At 40.6% G+C, this 16,410-nt stretch carries 15 protein-coding genes; 8 read left to right on the top strand and 7 right to left on the bottom strand.

Annotated elements, in window-relative coordinates:
- Positions 1 to 144: 144 nt before the first annotated feature.
- Entirely contained in the window at positions 145 to 1,104 is a 960-nt protein-coding gene (locus L3V42_RS14075) for a Gfo/Idh/MocA family protein (RefSeq protein WP_255770958.1), read from the bottom strand.
- Positions 1,105 to 1,301: 197 nt separating this feature from the next.
- Here L3V42_RS14075 and L3V42_RS14070 point away from each other — a divergent pair, with 197 nt between their 5' ends.
- Genes L3V42_RS14070 through L3V42_RS14055 form a run of 4 tightly spaced genes read left to right on the top strand, consistent with a single transcriptional unit; the run spans position 1,302 to position 5,280 of the window.
- Positions 1,302 to 2,288, top strand: a complete 987-nt coding sequence (locus L3V42_RS14070; protein WP_235762231.1) for a glycosyltransferase — start codon at positions 1,302 to 1,304, stop codon at positions 2,286 to 2,288.
- 27 nt (positions 2,289 to 2,315) lie between these two features.
- Complete coding sequence (locus tag L3V42_RS14065; RefSeq protein WP_235762302.1) at positions 2,316 to 2,987, top strand: N-acetyltransferase; 672 nt, start codon at positions 2,316 to 2,318, stop codon at positions 2,985 to 2,987.
- 38 nt (positions 2,988 to 3,025) lie between these two features.
- The gene (locus tag L3V42_RS14060; RefSeq protein ID WP_238472257.1) at positions 3,026 to 4,252 is read left to right on the top strand and encodes a glycosyltransferase; all 1,227 of its coding nucleotides are present in this window, start codon (positions 3,026 to 3,028) and stop codon (positions 4,250 to 4,252) included.
- A 23-nt stretch (positions 4,253 to 4,275) separates the two neighbouring features.
- On the top strand, positions 4,276 to 5,280 hold the full coding sequence (locus tag L3V42_RS14055; RefSeq protein ID WP_235762229.1) for a glycosyltransferase family 4 protein: 1,005 nt from the start codon (positions 4,276 to 4,278) through the stop codon (positions 5,278 to 5,280).
- Positions 5,281 to 5,619: 339 nt separating this feature from the next.
- Here L3V42_RS14055 and wecB read toward each other — a convergent pair whose 3' ends face one another.
- Entirely contained in the window at positions 5,620 to 6,702 is a 1,083-nt protein-coding gene (gene wecB / locus L3V42_RS14050; protein WP_235762228.1) for a non-hydrolyzing UDP-N-acetylglucosamine 2-epimerase, read from the bottom strand.
- A gap of 87 nt (positions 6,703 to 6,789) precedes the next feature.
- On the opposite strand from wecB, the gene L3V42_RS18540 reads away from it, so the two are divergent.
- From L3V42_RS18540 to L3V42_RS14035, 3 genes are all read left to right on the top strand, one after another.
- The gene (locus L3V42_RS18540) at positions 6,790 to 8,019 is read left to right on the top strand and encodes a glycosyltransferase (RefSeq protein ID WP_235762227.1); all 1,230 of its coding nucleotides are present in this window, start codon (positions 6,790 to 6,792) and stop codon (positions 8,017 to 8,019) included.
- Between the two features lie 142 nt (positions 8,020 to 8,161).
- Positions 8,162 to 9,514 carry a nucleotide sugar dehydrogenase gene (locus tag L3V42_RS14040; RefSeq protein ID WP_235762226.1) on the top strand — a complete coding sequence of 451 codons (1,353 nt, stop codon included), beginning with the start codon at positions 8,162 to 8,164 and terminating at the stop codon, positions 9,512 to 9,514.
- On the top strand, positions 9,477 to 10,607 hold the full coding sequence (locus L3V42_RS14035) for a DegT/DnrJ/EryC1/StrS family aminotransferase (protein ID WP_238472256.1): 1,131 nt from the start codon (positions 9,477 to 9,479) through the stop codon (positions 10,605 to 10,607). The genes L3V42_RS14040 and L3V42_RS14035 overlap by 38 nt, the downstream gene beginning before the upstream one ends.
- Position 10,608: 1 nt before the next feature.
- On the opposite strand, the gene L3V42_RS14030 is transcribed toward L3V42_RS14035, so the two are convergent.
- From L3V42_RS14030 to pdxR, 4 genes are all read right to left on the bottom strand, one after another.
- The gene (locus L3V42_RS14030) at positions 10,609 to 11,892 is read right to left on the bottom strand and encodes a glycosyltransferase family 2 protein (RefSeq protein WP_238472255.1); all 1,284 of its coding nucleotides are present in this window, start codon (positions 11,890 to 11,892) and stop codon (positions 10,609 to 10,611) included.
- A gap of 19 nt (positions 11,893 to 11,911) precedes the next feature.
- Positions 11,912 to 12,295 carry a hypothetical protein gene (locus L3V42_RS14025; protein WP_238472254.1) on the bottom strand — a complete coding sequence of 128 codons (384 nt, stop codon included), beginning with the start codon at positions 12,293 to 12,295 and terminating at the stop codon, positions 11,912 to 11,914.
- 270 nt (positions 12,296 to 12,565) lie between these two features.
- Entirely contained in the window at positions 12,566 to 12,718 is a 153-nt protein-coding gene (locus L3V42_RS14020; protein ID WP_235762222.1) for a hypothetical protein, read from the bottom strand.
- A 217-nt stretch (positions 12,719 to 12,935) separates the two neighbouring features.
- A complete protein-coding gene (pdxR, locus tag L3V42_RS14015; RefSeq protein WP_238472253.1) occupies positions 12,936 to 14,330 on the bottom strand; it encodes a MocR-like pyridoxine biosynthesis transcription factor PdxR in 1,395 nt (464 codons plus the stop codon).
- 115 nt (positions 14,331 to 14,445) lie between these two features.
- Between pdxR and pdxS the strand changes: the two genes are divergently transcribed.
- Positions 14,446 to 15,330 carry a pyridoxal 5'-phosphate synthase lyase subunit PdxS gene (pdxS, locus tag L3V42_RS14010; protein WP_438822751.1) on the top strand — a complete coding sequence of 295 codons (885 nt, stop codon included), beginning with the start codon at positions 14,446 to 14,448 and terminating at the stop codon, positions 15,328 to 15,330.
- Between the two features lie 75 nt (positions 15,331 to 15,405).
- Here the strand turns inward: pdxS and L3V42_RS14005 are convergent, their stop codons facing one another.
- Positions 15,406 to 16,284, bottom strand: a complete 879-nt coding sequence (locus L3V42_RS14005; protein WP_235762220.1) for a LysR family transcriptional regulator — start codon at positions 16,282 to 16,284, stop codon at positions 15,406 to 15,408.
- Between the last annotated feature and the right edge of the window lie 126 nt (positions 16,285 to 16,410).

The raw sequence follows: 16,410 nt of genomic DNA, 5'->3' as shown, positions 1-16,410 counted from the left end.
GGAGAGGGGGATTGGGAAATCGGAACAATAATGAACAGTTGATTTTATTAAATCAAAGGTAAGAACTAATGATGTCAGATTGCGAAAATCGAGTACAAAATAAATGATGAGGAATGAACATATAGATAATTGGTGTCGCACGGTTTAGGATGGATGAATCGATTCGCTGATTTTATTCACGAGCTCCAATGCTCGTTTTCCTTGTTCGCCTGATACAGCAGGTGTTTTATCAAATGTGATGCAATCGAGAAACGCTATTAATTGAAAATCTAACGGCTGAATGCTCTTGTCGATTGTGAGTGTTTTTGTCAAAGGAACTGCAATTTTCGGTGATAAGGGTGTTGCTGTTCTTGTTACTGTTATCGTGCTGTTCAGCAAATCAGCTTCAATCAACGCATCTTCTGTAAACACTTGGATCGTCCGGATCTTCCTTTTTGATTTGAAACTCGCAATCAGTTCCACGGTCACGCCTTGTGCTGATTCGAGAATCACAGACGCATGTTTCGTTGAATGACCTATAATATTTCCTAAAGCATAGAATTCCACTAATTTTTGTTGCAGCAGTTCATCCAAAATATAGAGGTCATGGATCATCAAATCTTTTACGACATCACTATCCTTCATTCTTTCATCGTATGGATTCAATCTTAAAAACGAGATGCCGATTACTTTTTCGTTTTCCAACTCGTTCTTCAAGATTGGGATGAGTGGATTGAATAGTTCAATATGTCCTACCTGCAGCTTCACTCCGGCTGCTTTCGCTTTTTCTATTAAATCATCAGCTTGCCAGGTGGTGCTTGTAATCGGCTTTTCGATCAACAGATGCGTTTTATTTCGGATGCATGCTAGACCGATATCATAATGGTATTCGGTAGGGACGGCAATGCTTACTGCATCTACAGTTTGGAGAAGTTCATCTAAGGAGAGAAAATGTTTCACTTGATATTTCTTGGCAATTTCTCTACATCTATCTTCATCCCTATCAAATATACCGACAAGCTCGCAATGATCTTGTAATGCTAGATATGTTTTCACATGATATTCTCCCATTTTTCCTGTTCCAATCACACCGACTTTCATAGATAAAATCTCCTCACTAATCATATCAATGTTTACTGTCATTCTATGCAAGGGACTCGAAACGAGATAGACTGCCATAATGAAAAATCTAAATTTGGCTCTTGTCTACGAGATAATATAAAGTGAAACTTCATTCAGTGGGGGCCTTATCTCCCCCACTGAATGTTAGTTGAACAGAATCAGGGATTTTTTATCCCCCACCACATATTAGGATTCCCCTTATGCTTAGATGGTGGGGGTATTACAGTCCGTTAATGCGTGAGAAAGGAGTTTATGAAACGATGCTGCATGTCTTATTTATTGGAGAAGACACCTCCCGCTTTCTGAATAGAAATTTTTATTATTTGGAAAAGGAATTGGCTAAACATGTTCACCTCACCATTTGGAGGAAAGCCGGCAATATCGGTTCTATTATAAATAAACTGAAGACAAAGCCGGATTTTATTTTAATCCTGAATGATATGGGGCAACACTTGTCCCCGATGATTAAAGGATTAAGGAATTGTACGATACCGATCGGTCTATTTGTGACAGATGTTCATCGGCTCGTTAAAATAAGGGAAAACTATATCATTAAAAATAAAATTGATTATATTTTTACAATCGGACGAGAGCAATCCGTCCAAACATATCCACAGCTTAAACATAAACTAGAATGGCTCCCTCACTTTATTCATCCAGGAATATATAAAGACTATTTATTAGAAAAGGATACGGAGCTCCTTTTGATAGGTGCTGTTAATAAGAATTACCCGCTTCGGGAGAAAATAGTAAATGCCTATTCCGATGATTCCCGTTTTGTCTATTACCACCACCCCGGATATCGTGATTTCAGCCAGAAAGAGGAGAACGAAAAATGGATAGGTGTAAGTTATGCCAAAGAACTGAATCGGACGAAGATTTTCTTCACCTGTCCCTCGAGCTACAACTACCCTGTAATGAAATATTATGAAGCTTTAGCCTGCAAAACACTCCTGCTAGCACCAACATTCAATGAACTGGAAGACTTGGGATTTATCCCAGGGAAACATTTCATCGCGATTGATGAAAGTAATTTTAAAGAAAGAGCCGCGTATTATTTGGTGCATGATAAAGAAAGGCAACGGATTACTGAGCAAGGATATGAGTTTATTCAGGAAAAGCATACGGTGAGTATCCGAGCGAAACAACTTGTGGAAAAAATGGAAAGTATTCTAGAAGACAAGTAAGAGAAAGGAGGAGTTGGTTTGCCTCATATGCCTCAAAGTACCCGTTTAGGACGACATGTTGTCATTGAAGACGGGGTGTCGATTGGTGAGCATGTGGTGATTGGTCACCATAGCGTGATTTTACAAGGAACACAAATCAGGGATCATGTCACGATTGGCAGCAATTGTGTCGTTGGTATACAACCGGCTGCAAATGAGAGAATGCGAAAAGATTCCGATGCAGAGCGCAATCTTGTTATTGAAGCCGGTACGAAAATTGGGAATCTCGTTTCACTTTATGCAGGCAGCACGATTGGGGAAACTGTTTTTATAGGAGATCATGCAAGTATTAGGGAAAATGTGCAAATTGAAGAAGCTTCAGTCATTGGCAGAGCTGCGATAATTGAGTTGAATACAACGATTGGAAAGAATTGCACAGTCCAGACTCAGGCCTATGTAACAGGTGACACAACGCTAGAGGACAATGTTTTTATCGGTCCGTGCGTATCCATGTCCAATGATAAATATATGGGAGCACAAGCTTATTCTTTAAAGGGCCCGATCATTAAACAAGGAGCAAAGATTGGTAATAATGCTTCCTTGTTGCCTGGAATAACGATTGGATCACATGCGATTGTCGGGGCAGGTGCTGTCGTTACGAAAGATATTGGTGCAAATACAATTGTTGCGGGTGTGCCGGCTAAGAAAATCGATGCATAACACGACATGCCTCTTCTTGATGGAAAGGATGAATTAAATTGTCCAAAAAAGTTTGTATGGTTGTTGCCTATCATCCATTTTTAGATGCAAGGATATTTAAAAAAGAAGCAAAAAGTCTGCAAAAAATGGGCTACGATGTGTCAATGATTGTTCCGAGGAAAAATGGGAATTTATTTGATATCGATGGCACGCCATTTAAGAAAAGCTACAAAAATAAGGTATTTACCCATGAAGGGATAAAAATAGTAACCTACCACAATGAAAATACAAGAAAATCATTGAATAAAGTGTTGAGCAGTGAAGAAGTCTGGGAAACGGAAGGCTTCAATAACCCGCTAACAAATCTGGCGCTGGCTGAAGATGCAGATATTTATCATACCCATGAATATTTATCTCTTTTTGCAGGGGTTGGTATTAAGCGGCGGATGCTGCAGGAGAAGGGGAAGAAAGTTAAATTAATATACGATAGCCATGAATTAACACCTGATCCAATTCATCCAAGAACTTCTGAAATGAAAAGGAAAACCTTAGAAGAGAAATTGTTAATTATGCTGAAAGAAGTAGATTATTTGATTACTGTTTCCGATTCAATCAAAGACTGGTATCTCGCGCGAATGCCAGATTTACCGATGGAGGTGATTTATAATTCACCACCACTTCTACAAGACGTTGAACCGAAAGCTTACGATGGAAATCAGTTGACGGTTGGTTATGAAGGAAATATTGCACAGCACAAAGGGAACAAGGAAAAGATTTTCGGTATTTCAGAAATTTGTTCTAAAAGATTAAATTTCCAATTTAAAATTATCGGCGGCAGCCAGTTTGGGAATCCACTTAAAATTCCGCAGCATCTTGCACCAATCATCAAGCAAACCGGTTGGGTGGATTACCATTCGATACCAGATCATATGCAAGCTATCGATATTGGGTGGATTGACTTGGAAGAAGTGCATTATTCACTCAATAGTGATTATGCCTTGCCGAATAAATTCTTCAGTTATCTGAATAACGGGGTCCCGGTTGTTGTGAATAAATGTCAGGAGATGGAGAATTTCATCCGGAAGCATAAGTGCGGTTATGTCATTCAAAAGCAGCAAGCGGATGCAACAGATTTTGCGAACGCATTTCTTTATCTCAAGCGCAATCCGGAAAAGTTAGCGAAGATGAGTAAGAATGGACGGAAGGTACTGGAGAAGATTTATTCATGGGAGGAAATGGAGAAACGTCTAGCTCGTGTGTACACAAAACTCTTTCCAACGCCGTAATAATAGGAAACGAGGTGAGGTCTATGCGCGTGTTGCATATTCCGGAGGGCGGTTTACCGATGATCAATCTATGCCGCTCGTTGCGCACGCATGGTATTGATGCGACTGCATGTCATTTTTATGCGAATCGTTACCAGTTTGAATCAGATATTTGCTTAAATCTGCAAGATATTCCAAAACATAAACGGATGGATCAGATTCAAAAATTCTTTCAGACAGCTATAAAAAATTATGATGTTTTTCATTTTCATTTTGGTGGGACATTCTTCCCGGATAAGCGCGATTTGGAAATGCTCCATAATGTGGGAAAGAAGCTGGTAGTCCATCACCGGGGATCGGATGCCCGTATCCTTTCAGTTGCAAAGGAGAAAAACCCATATGTCCGTGTGAAGCCTGAATGGACAGAAGAAAGAATAGGGGAGAATTTGACGAAGCTTTCGAAATACGTTGATCACGCAATTGCGCTTGATTATGAAATAGAAACTTATATAAAAGATTATTATGAGCATACCCATGTTATTCCCCACATCATTGATATCCATAAGCTGAAACCCAATTACCCTGCCATTAAAGAAACTCCCCTCATCGTGCACGCTCCGACCAAGCGGAATTTAAAGGGGACAGAGTTTGTTCTGGACGCTGTTCAGAAGTTGAAGAACGAAGGTGTGTCTTTTGACTTTAAGCTAATTGAAGGCTTGAATCACGCGGAAACGATGAAGCTGTTATCTGAAGCAGACATTGTGATTGACCAGCTACGAATTGGAGCAGCAGGATATCTTACCGCAGAAGCAATGGCCTTGGGGAAACCGGTTATCTGTTATATAAGGGAAGATCTTGTACGTAAATATCCAGAAGAATTTCCGGTTGTGAATGCTAACCCGGATAATATTGCTGAGGTACTGGGAAATTTGCTTCATAACCCAGCACGCTGGAAAGCATTAGGTGTTCAAGGCAGGGCTTATGTGAAAAAATATCACAGTGCAGCAAATGTCGTTCAACAATATATAGATATTTATAAGAAGTTATAAACAAAGGCGCAAGCGCCCTTACAGGCTAAGCACGCGACGTCCTGTCGCAACGCCTGTACTAGCACATCCTGTGCGTCGTAGCAATGTACAAACTGGAGCACTCCGAGGGGGAGATAAAGAAAACACGGCGACGTAAGGAGCTGAAGTTGACTTTCACCACAAGGGTATAAGTGCGACTAAGCCTCTGGCTGAAGCCAATCATTGGAGGAGTGTGAAGTTTGTCAATTGCAGGGCGCTAGAGCCGGATGTGGCTATTGCTGGGAATTCAAGTTATCCACAGCAATTTTGCTTTATAGTTTCTCATGCTAAAATAAAAGAGGTGAGCGAAATGCCACCTCTTTAACCATCCATTGCAATTTCCTTCATGAGTATATTGGTGATTTGCTGGGCTGTACCGCTTTGGTAGAGGGTTTGATTTGCTGGAGGCGGCTGTATATTTTCCACGGCATCTAGTATTGCTCGTGTCTCTGCACCAGCTAGTTTGTTCCAACCGCCTTCCACTGTCTCCAGCCACTCGGTTTCTTCTCGAAGCGTGATGCAAGGAACCTGGAGCATACAAGCTTCTTTCTGCAAGCCTCCTGAATCGGTAAGGATAATCCTCCCGTATGCAGCTAATGCGAGCATATCAAAATAATTTAATGGGTCAACGAGTTTAATATTGGGGGAACGGGTGACATCATTCAAGTGGAATGCTTTGATTTTACTCTTTGTCCTAGGGTGTAAGGGGAGGACGACAACTTTATCCAGCTGGCGAAAGGCCTCGAATATTGCTTGTAAGCGGGCTGGGTCATCTGTGTTCTCTGCTCGGTGTACCGTCGCTAAATAATAATCTTTTACCTTTAATTTTAAATCCGCTACTATAGATGAATGCTTCATGGCAAGAGGTTTAAAATGCGTGACGGTGTCGTACATGATATCTCCGGTCTGATAAACTCCCTTATGAATCCCTTCATTAAATAAATTCTTCACGGCACCATCCGTCGGGCAAAACAAATAATCAGATAAGTGGTCGGTTATGATTCGATTGATTTCTTCCGGCATCTTTTTATTAAAACTGCGCAGACCGGCTTCGATATGGGCAATGGGGATATGGAGTTTCGCTGCTGCGAGGCTCCCGGCAACAGTAGAGTTTGTGTCACCATACACAATCACGATATCCGGTTGTATTGTCATCATTAACTTCTCCAATTTCTGCAGCATGTTCGCCGTTTGTTCACCATGGGGTCCGGAACCGACATGCAGATTATAATCCGCTTCCGGAAGATTCAACTGCTTAAAAAAAATATCAGACATATTATAGTCATAATGTTGTCCCGTATGAACAATAATTTCTTCGATGGAAGGATGTTGTTTAAACGTTTTAGACAACATACATGCTTTAATAAACTGGGGTCTAGCACCTACAATCGTCAAAACTTTCATCAGCTATTTTCCTTTCTCAGGCAATTTCTATAGTTTATTCTTGAAGTTTTCAGTTGTTCAGGCGTTCGTGAAATAGGGGGGATAATCGTGAAACATATATGTATATTAGTGTCGGAACATCCTTTTTTAGATGCGAGAATCTTTAAAAAGGAAGCTAAGAGTCTCGTAAAAGCTGGATTTCAAGTGACGATGATTGTGCCTCGGAGGAATGGCTATTTATTCGATGTGGACGGGACGCGGTTTAACGAGCATTTCAGGGAGGAACAATTCTTTTATGAAGGTATCAAAATCATAACATATGAACAAATCCACCATGAAAAACAGTTGAAAAAACGATACACAACAATCCGAAAAAGTAAAGTCGCTCCTGATCCTGACCGATTCATCCAATTGGCAATTGCTGTACAGGCGGATATTTACCATGCCCATGAATTTTACTCTTTATATGCTGGTGTCCAAGTGAAGCGGAAACTTTCTTTATTAGGGAAGCAAATTAAATTAATATATGATAGTCATGAAATCGATCCAGATCCACTCATGCAGCAAGCAAGACGGAGAAAGCAAATCAAGCGCGACATGTTAAAGGAAATGTTAAAGGAGACAGACTTTGTAATCACTGTATCTGAATCGATTAAACGAGACTTCCTCTCGATGAACGCCACATTGCCAGTAGAGATTATTTATAACGCACCTCCGCTTAGTAAGGATTATCATCCAGGCCAAGGAAAAAATGAACAGCTCATTCTCGTGTATGAAGGCGTGATGAATGAAAAAAGAGGTAACTTCCGCAAATTAATGAAGATAATAGAATTGTGCAATGAACATTTTCCGCTTCAAGCCATTTTGATTGGAGGAAATAAAAAATCAGAGAGCCCACTCCAAATCCCTTCTCATTTAAAGGATAAGATTATCCTGACCGGCTGGGTCGATTATAAAGAAATACCGGAAAAGATGAAAGGAGCAGATTTGGGCTGGGTGGATTTAAATGCGAACGGTTCATTGAACAATCGATATGCTATGCCGAATAAATTCTTCAGCTATTTAAATCATGGCCTTCCAGTAATTGTGAATCAATGTGACGATATGGAGGAATTTATTAAGAAATATGATTGCGGTTATATCGTGAAAGGCCGTGAAGCAACTGCGGAAGATTATGCTGAAAGCTTGTGCGAGCTCCATGCAAACCGATCATCTATTCATATGATGAGTCGACAAGCAAGGAAGGTGATGGAGGAGAGGTTCAGTTGGGAACAGATGGAAAAACGGCTTCTATCTATTTATCACGGATTAACGGTCTGTAATCCTCCCACTGAATGAAGTTTCACTATTATGAAGGGCTGAACCAGGGCGACTGAATGATGAGGATAAACCATATTCCATGTTTCTAATCATTCGTACAATCGATGCAACAATATCAGACATAAAGTATCACATACTAATGAAGAAATGAGGGAATGGTATGGCAGACAATCCTCAGACGTCTACCGAATCAATAGCTGTAGTCGGACTTGGCAAAATTGGACTGACATTAGCAGCAGTGTTCGCTAATAATGGATTTCATGTACGTGGTGCAGATATTAATGAAGCAGTTGTATCGTCGATTAATCAAGGAATCTCCCATATAACGAATGAGCCGGGTCTGGAAAAATTAGTCGCGCAAGCTCATCAAAATAATATGTTGTCTGCAACGAAGCAAACTTCGGAGGCAGTTAAACAATCGAATATCATTATCGTAATCGTCCCCGTTCTCGTTGATGATGAAAATCATACAGACTATCAATTCATTGATCAAGCAGTGCTGGAAATAGCAAAAGGATTAAAGAAAGGCTCTCTTATCATATTTGAAACAACACTTAGCCCCGGCGATACGCGCAATAGATTCGGTACAAAAATAGAAGAAGTTTCCGGATTGAAAATGGGGAAAGATTTCTCTCTTGCCTATAGTCCAGAAAGAGTTTATTCGAATCGTATTATTCAAGATCTAGAGAGCTACCCTAAAGTCGTTGGCGGATTGGATGAGAAAAGTCTAGCATTAGCAAAGCAATTTTACACAAAGGCACTAGGTTGCGAGTTGATAGCTGTCAGTACTCTCGAAACAGCCGAGTTTTCTAAAGTTGCAGAATGTGTTTATCGGGATGTGAACATAGCCCTTGCAAATGAATTAGCTATGTTTGCAGATGAAAAGAATGTTGATATGAGTGAAGTGATTACAGCAAGTAATAGTCAGCCTTTTTCACATATTCACCATCCCGGCATTGGTGTTGGTGGTCATTGTATCCCGATTTATCCTTACTTTTTTATTAATAAAGGACTAACAAGTGGTTTAACCCCCTTAGCACGAACGATTAATGACCAAATGGCAGACTATTCCCTCATGAAGATGGAACGCGTACTCGGTAGTTTTCGAAATAAAAACATTCTAATTCTCGGACTTTCCTACCGGGAAAATGTGAAAGAACCTACAAAATCCACAACACTCTTGCTCATCGAAAAACTGAAAGAAGAAAAGGCAAATATATTTGTCCATGATCCTCAGTTTACAGCAAATGAAATTGAACAATATGCTGTCCGTCCTTTACAGTTGGAAGATGCGTTGGTTGAAGAGATGGACGCTGTTATTATTCAAGCCTTTCATAAAGAGTATGAAAATCTGGATTTTAAAGCATTCACTAATTGCAAGCTTGTTATGGATGGGCGAAATAAAATAAAGAAAGATAAAATAACTACATTAAATATGACGCATATCGGAATCGGAAATGGCAGGAGGGACTCCAATGAAGGAAGAAACAATGGATCCAATTCCAATGGTTGATTTACAGGCAGAATTGAATTTATTACGCAATCCCATCCTTGAAATGATAACAGAAGTGTTGGACAGCGGGAACTATGTACTTGGGAAAAAAGGTGAAACGCTTGAAAAATTGGTTGCAGATTATGTAGGAGCGAAACATGCTCTCGGGGTAGCGAATGGTACGGATGCGTTAGTCCTAGCGTTAAAAGCATTGGATATCGGATCTGGTGATGAAGTAATTACAACACCATTTACCTTTTTTGCCACGGCGGAGGCAATTGCTGAAGTAGGGGCACGACCTGTATTTATCGATATTGAAGCAGATACTTATAACTTAGATCCCTCTAAAATCGAAGCAGCTATTACCCCGAAAACAAAAGCAATCATTGTTGTCCACTTATACGGAAAGGCAGCAAATATGAAGGAAATCCTGTCTTTAGCCAGAAAATACAATCTGCGAATCATAGAAGATGCTTGTCAGGCAATTGGCACGGAGTTTGAAGGGAAACGGGTAGGTGCAATTGGAGATATTGGTTGTTTTTCTTTTTTTCCATCGAAAAACCTTGGTGCTTTCGGGGATGCAGGTCTAGTTACGACAAATCAAAAAACGCTCCACGACACGATGTTGAAGCTTCGCAATCATGGGAGCGATAAAAAATACCATCATTCATTAATTGGTATGAACAGCAGATTAGATGAGATGCAAGCAGCTATTTTACTCGTCAAATTATATTATTTAGATATTTTCTTGCATAAGCGAAAAGAAGTTGCGAGAAGATACACGGAATCTTTACCTGAATTTTTGCGGAAACCGAACGTTTCGAGTAGTCGGGAGCATACTTTCCATCAATATTGTATAGAACTGGATGAGCGTGATAAATTGGCAGCTGAGCTGGATAAAAATCATATTGCCTCTGGGGTTTATTATCCGAAGCCCTTACATGTACAGGAAGCTTTCCGCTATTTGAATTATAAAAAAGGCGATTTCCCAATTGCAGAACGGGCAGCAAGTCGTATTCTAGCCCTCCCGATTTATCCGATGATGACTTACGAGCAGCAAGACTATATTATTTCAACGATAAAGAAGTTCCTAGAAGGCGAGAAGGACAAGTAAACTACAGTCTATATAAATGATTTAAAAATTGATTCCAGAGATTTTCATTTTTCCTTGTAATACTTTCCTCATGTTTTCGGATATTATAAACGGTAAAGTTTTTATATTGAAAACGGTATGTTTTTAGCAAACGGTGCAACACACTTACATCCTCAAACAATCTGCCATTTTTAAAAGGAATGACGGGAAACCCGCCAACTGCTTTCAATGCGGATGTCCGGTAGATTCGTGGACCAAGCGGAAAGGGGTAGGATAATAAAGCTTTTCTTCCATGGACTGGTCTGCCTGTCGCTATGTTCTGGAAAAGAATATTACCTTCCCGTTGCTTCCATCTCCGGAAATTTCCATATAAGACGGCGACATCCTCAGGTAAATGAAGGAGATGACTTTTGATAACAGAGATGGCATCCGCATCGAGCCAGTCATCCGCATCCAATTCCAAAATAAAATCAGAAGTAACATATGGTAATAAATCATTCAACGCCCTCGCTTTTCCTTCATTCTGTTTCGTGAATAATTGGATGTCCGGTTCACGCTGCCAGTTTTTTAGTTGATTGTAAGAATTGTCGGTAGAACCATCATCCATAATGCAAATTTGTTCTGGTCTTTCGGTTTGAAAAAGGCAAGAGGTAACAGCGGTTTCCACATAATTTTCCATATTATAATTTGCCATCAGTATGGTGAGACTGGGGTGTTCTGTGGAGGTTTTCTTGTAGTGATACTTTTCAAGTAATCGAAGTTTTTCCATCCGGTCCCGGCTTGTATTTTCTTTCGCTCGGTTAACTAGATTTTTTTTATTTGTTTTCAAAGTATCATCGATGGTGGAAAGCCATGTGGAAAAAATGGCTTCTTTGAATGGGAGTTGATGATCGAGTAAAAATGGCTGTTTCTGTAAATAAGTTGTCCGGGCTAAGAAGGGGGAAGGGATTGAAAGAGTTTTTACTGAATAGATATGATTCATTACATTCTGGGACGACTTCAATTGGAGTGAGTCATCTTTAATTGTAGGGGAAAGATACTCGGATTGTTTTAGAAAAAGAATGTATTCGCTTTTTTGTTGCGCGATTATTTTATTTAACAGCTTTCCAAACCCATTCGGCTGGTAGATATGAATCGTTATATTCGGAAAAAGACTTGGATTCGCGGGTGCCGGGAGCAGTACATTTTTTTCTTGCAGGATAGTGATGGAGTGCAGCTTGGAAGCAAGGTTATGCAGTGAGTTTAATGCCCGGTGCAGGTGTGCGGAATTCGGATAGTCCATTAGAATAGCACTGATTGCTTTCATATGGATACCTCCATTCTGGTTATCCATTATATATATGAGAGGATTGGATTTTTATAACCCTTCTAAGATTGTAGTGTTCGAGCACTTCCCCAGTTGCTGCATCAATGACACTAAACAGATGCTTCGAAGGTGTACTTACACTACCTAATCCATCGGTATATGCATAGATATAGTCATCCGTATACACGTTATACATTGTATATGTATGATTATCTTCTTCGGTTTCTCTGTCAGAAATTGTTCCATAAGCATCTGTCCAAAGAAGCTCATATGTAGTTGCATCGTAAGCCATTGTACCATTTTCCATTTTAATAAAGAGACGATGATTGACCAAATCAAGTGTTACATCGTGTTCATCATACACGTGGTCAATCTCGACGATCTCTGTCAGTTCTTCCTGCATTCCGTCTTCTTCATGGAAAAAACAACTTGAATTTCTCCATCACCATAGTCTGAAGCATTCACTAGACCATAAAACACGTCGCCAGTATTTACTTCAGCATCCAAGCCCCCTTTCTCTAGATAAATTCGTTTTTAATGATACGATCGAATCTGAAAGGTGCTTCATGCTCAAATATAGGGAAGGGGCAGATTATGAACTGGGAAAAAAGAGCTAACAGCGGGGAGTAAGTATGATAACGTTATCTGAAAGTTTAATCGCTAGATCGAGTATCTATCTTGTGATGGTACGAATTTCAACTTCTTTGCCGTATTTTCGGCGGATCGCCTTCCTTGCCTCGATTTGAGTTCTGGCATAAACGGGGATATTTTTTGTATCATTTTCTTTCTCGATTGTTACGTGAAAACACTTTTCGCCGCAGCGCATGGTGGATACCTCCTAAGTTTATTTTATTTGGTTCTTCAATTGTACCGGTAAGGGAAGGAGATGTGAAGAAAATGGTTTTTGAGAAAATAACGTGACAATTTAGTAGTGCTTTACATTATCACGTAGATGTCAATATGTGGTTTAGACGTTTGCACGATTCCTTATCCATCAAGCAATCCCTCCCACTCATAAATTTTAGTGAAACAAAGGCTTATTTCTACTTATCCCAACACCCCATCAACAACTGAATCGCTTCCTCCAATTCCGCTTCCGGGATACTTGCAAATCCAAGTAAAATAATCGGTTCTACACCGAATTGCTTTTCCATCACATAATAGGACAGTGGGTAAATTTTTAAATCGGCTTCGGAAGCTTTTTCAACAAGCTCTGCATCCGACATGCCGTTTTTTATCTTCAATACGACATGGAATCCGGATAAGTCCCCGATCACTTCGACAAAGTTCTTAAAAGAAGCAAGTGTATCTATTGTCAATTCCATTTTCCTCCGGTACACATTCCGCATCCGATTGAGATGTCTTTCAAAATCGCCTTCCCGCATAAATTGCGTGAGAATATGCTGGTCAATTCGGGAAACGGAGCACTGGAAATAAGATAATTTTTTTCGGTAAAGCTTCATCAAATGCTTCGGCAGCACCATATAGCTGATTCGAATGGACGGGATCAGTGATTTGGAAAAGGTGCCAAGATAGACGACTTTTTCATTCTGGTCTAAGCTTTGCAGGGAGGGAATCGATTTTCCAGTATAGCGGAATTCACTGTCATAATCATCTTCAATGATATAGCGATCATCCATCTCCGTTGCCCAGTTCAGTAATTTAATCCTGCGGTTCGCTGAAAGGACGGAACCAAAAGGGAATTGCCGTGACGGGGTGACGTACATGATATCAATCGGTGTCCGCTCTAGTTTCTGAATCTTGACGCCGTCGTTATCGACTTGTAAAGGATACACTTTATTCGGATAGTGCTTGAGCATCCGTGACATGACGTGATAACCGGGGTCTTCCACACCATAAGTCGTCGTATTCCCCATAAGTAGGATAAATTGCTGCAATAGCGTCTCAATACCGGCTCCGAGAATAATGTCGTCGGGGGAGCATTGTACCCCGCGGGCTTGGTAAATATAAGTTGCGATTTCTTCTCTTAGACTAAGCTCTCCCTGTGGATCTCCCATGAGAAGTAATTTTTGATTGTCCTTCGTTATAATATCTTTCGCGTATTTCCGCCATTTGGCAAAGGGAAAATGCTCGGTATCAATCCAGCTTGGATGGAAATCATAACGGAATTGTTTTTGTTTGGTTTGATATTCTTGAATCGTTCGCGCTGGCTGTATATATTCGAGGTCTTCCGAGGCGAGGACGAAATAGCCTCTTCTTGGTTTTGCCTCAAGATAACCTTCCGCGACTAATTGGTCGTATGCTTGTTCAATCGTGTTCTGACTTATCTTTAAGAAATCCGCAAGTTTACGTTTCGATGGTAGCTTCGAGCCATACGTAATTCTTCCTTCCATAATTTCTTTTTTTATAAAATTATATAATTGCTCATAGAGCGGGATCTCGCTTTCACGCTCTAAATGACAAGTTAACATATCCATTTAGGGACCTCCTTGTAATCTGACCCTGTCAAAAGGTGATAATCTGATTCTTTTAATGGTATCACTATATCTTTATAATAAACTAAAATCTAAATAAATCAAAGGAGTGGTCCAGTTGGCAATTCAGGGACTGACAAAACACGCGGAAGTATTGGAGAAAATTAAAACAGGCGGAGTCATCATGGACGTCGTTAATGCGGAGCAGGCAAAGATTGCGGAAGAAAGTGGTGCAATTGCTGTCATGGCATTAGAACGTGTGCCTTCAGATATCCGAAAAGCGGGTGGAGTAGCGCGGATGGCAGATCCACGCATTGTTGAGGAAGTAATTCAAGCAGTAAATATTCCGGTCATGGCAAAGGCGCGGATCGGCCATATTGTTGAAGCACGTGTGCTGGAAGGGCTTGGAGCAGATTTCATTGATGAAAGTGAAGTGCTCACACCTGCAGATGAAGAATTCCATTTGCTGAAAAGTGATTTTACCGTACCATTTGTTTGTGGTGCAAGAGATTTAGGGGAAGCTGCTCGCCGAATCGGGGAAGGTGCTTTAATGATTCGTACGAAAGGTGAACCTGGAACAGGAAACATTGTGGAAGCTGTTCGTCATATGCGCCAAGTGCAAGCGCAAGTGCGGAAAGTTTCGGTAATGAATGATGATGAACTAATGACTGAAGCAAAGATTCTTGGTGCTCCTTATGAAATTTTAAAACAAATAAAAGAAGCAGGCAGATTACCGGTAGCGAACTATGCAGCAGGAGGGGTTGCAACTCCGTCTGACGCAGCATTAATGATGGAACTCGGTGCAGATGGTGTATTTGTCGGTTCAGGAATTTTCAAATCGGAAAACCCAGAAAAATTCGCCAAAGCAATCGTTCAAGCAACAGCAAATTACCAGGACTATGAATTAATCGGCCAACTTTCCAAAGAATTAGGTTCCGCCATGAAAGGAATCGACATCTCCACACTAAACGAACACGAAAGAATGCAAGAACGCGGCAAATAATTGAAGCGGGACACTGGGGTCAGAGCATTTGTCCCAAAACTGGGACAAATGCTCTGACCCCATGTTCCATTTCCTTCAATATTTAAGTGAATGGATCTCCATATCTTTATTCGTTTCAATTGTTTCAATGAACTTTTGCAAGGTATTGGTGAAAAATGTATCCTTTCTCCGGATGAACATTGTTTTTACTTTACTGTACTCGTCCGGCAAAGAATAACAGGAGATAAGCCCGCTTTCTTCCAAGTGCGTAACCGATGACCGCGGGACAAAAGCAATGCCGAGCCCAACGACGACACTACGTAGAATCGTCTCCAATGTTCCGAACTCCATCATTTTCTTCGGATGCATGCTTTGATCCTCATACCAAGATTCCAAACGGGAGCGGTACCCACAGCCTTTTGAAAAACAAAGAACGGGTTCTTCATGGATCGCATCAGTCAAATCTGCTTCATAATGGGCAATAAGTACGAGTTCTTCTTCAATCACCTCGTGAGCCGCAATTTCTGGAGAAAAGTTCCCTGCTGTCACAAAAGCCCCATCTAACTGTTGCTCCAATACTTGCTTCTCCAATTGGCCAGTCACTCCGGAATACAGAGATAAATCGACATTTTTATATTTTTTATCGAATGCAGCAAGGATATTTGGCAGTTGGAAGACCGTTTCGATGGTGCCAATTTCGAGTCTCCCGGCAGGCTCTTCTTTACTTTGCACCGCTTTCTTCATTTCCTTTGCGAGTAATGTAATTTCCTCACCATATGTCAAAAGCTTTTTCCCTTCTGGTGTCAGCGTCATACCACGCCGGTGCCGATTAAATAATGGAGTATTCAATTCTTCTTCCAATTTTTGAATCCGGGATGTGATATTGGATTGGACGTAGCGAAGTTCTTTCGCCGCAGCTGTAATCGTCCCCTTTTCAGCGACGACTTGGAATATTTCCAAATCCTTCAGCTCCATTGCATTCCCCCCCTTATGTCTATATATAATTTTATGGTATCACCAAAAATGATGGATGTCATCATTTTAATTCGTTTTACAAGATACCTAAAATATTAGAAACTAAGAGCAGACTAGATATAGAGA

Origin of the sequence: Oceanobacillus alkalisoli (assembly GCF_022213125.1) — a bacterium.
GTDB lineage: Bacteria > Bacillota > Bacilli > Bacillales > Amphibacillaceae > Oceanobacillus > Oceanobacillus alkalisoli.
The sequence above is the reverse complement of the archived record's forward strand: the minus strand, read 5'-3'. Positions and strand labels throughout refer to the sequence as shown.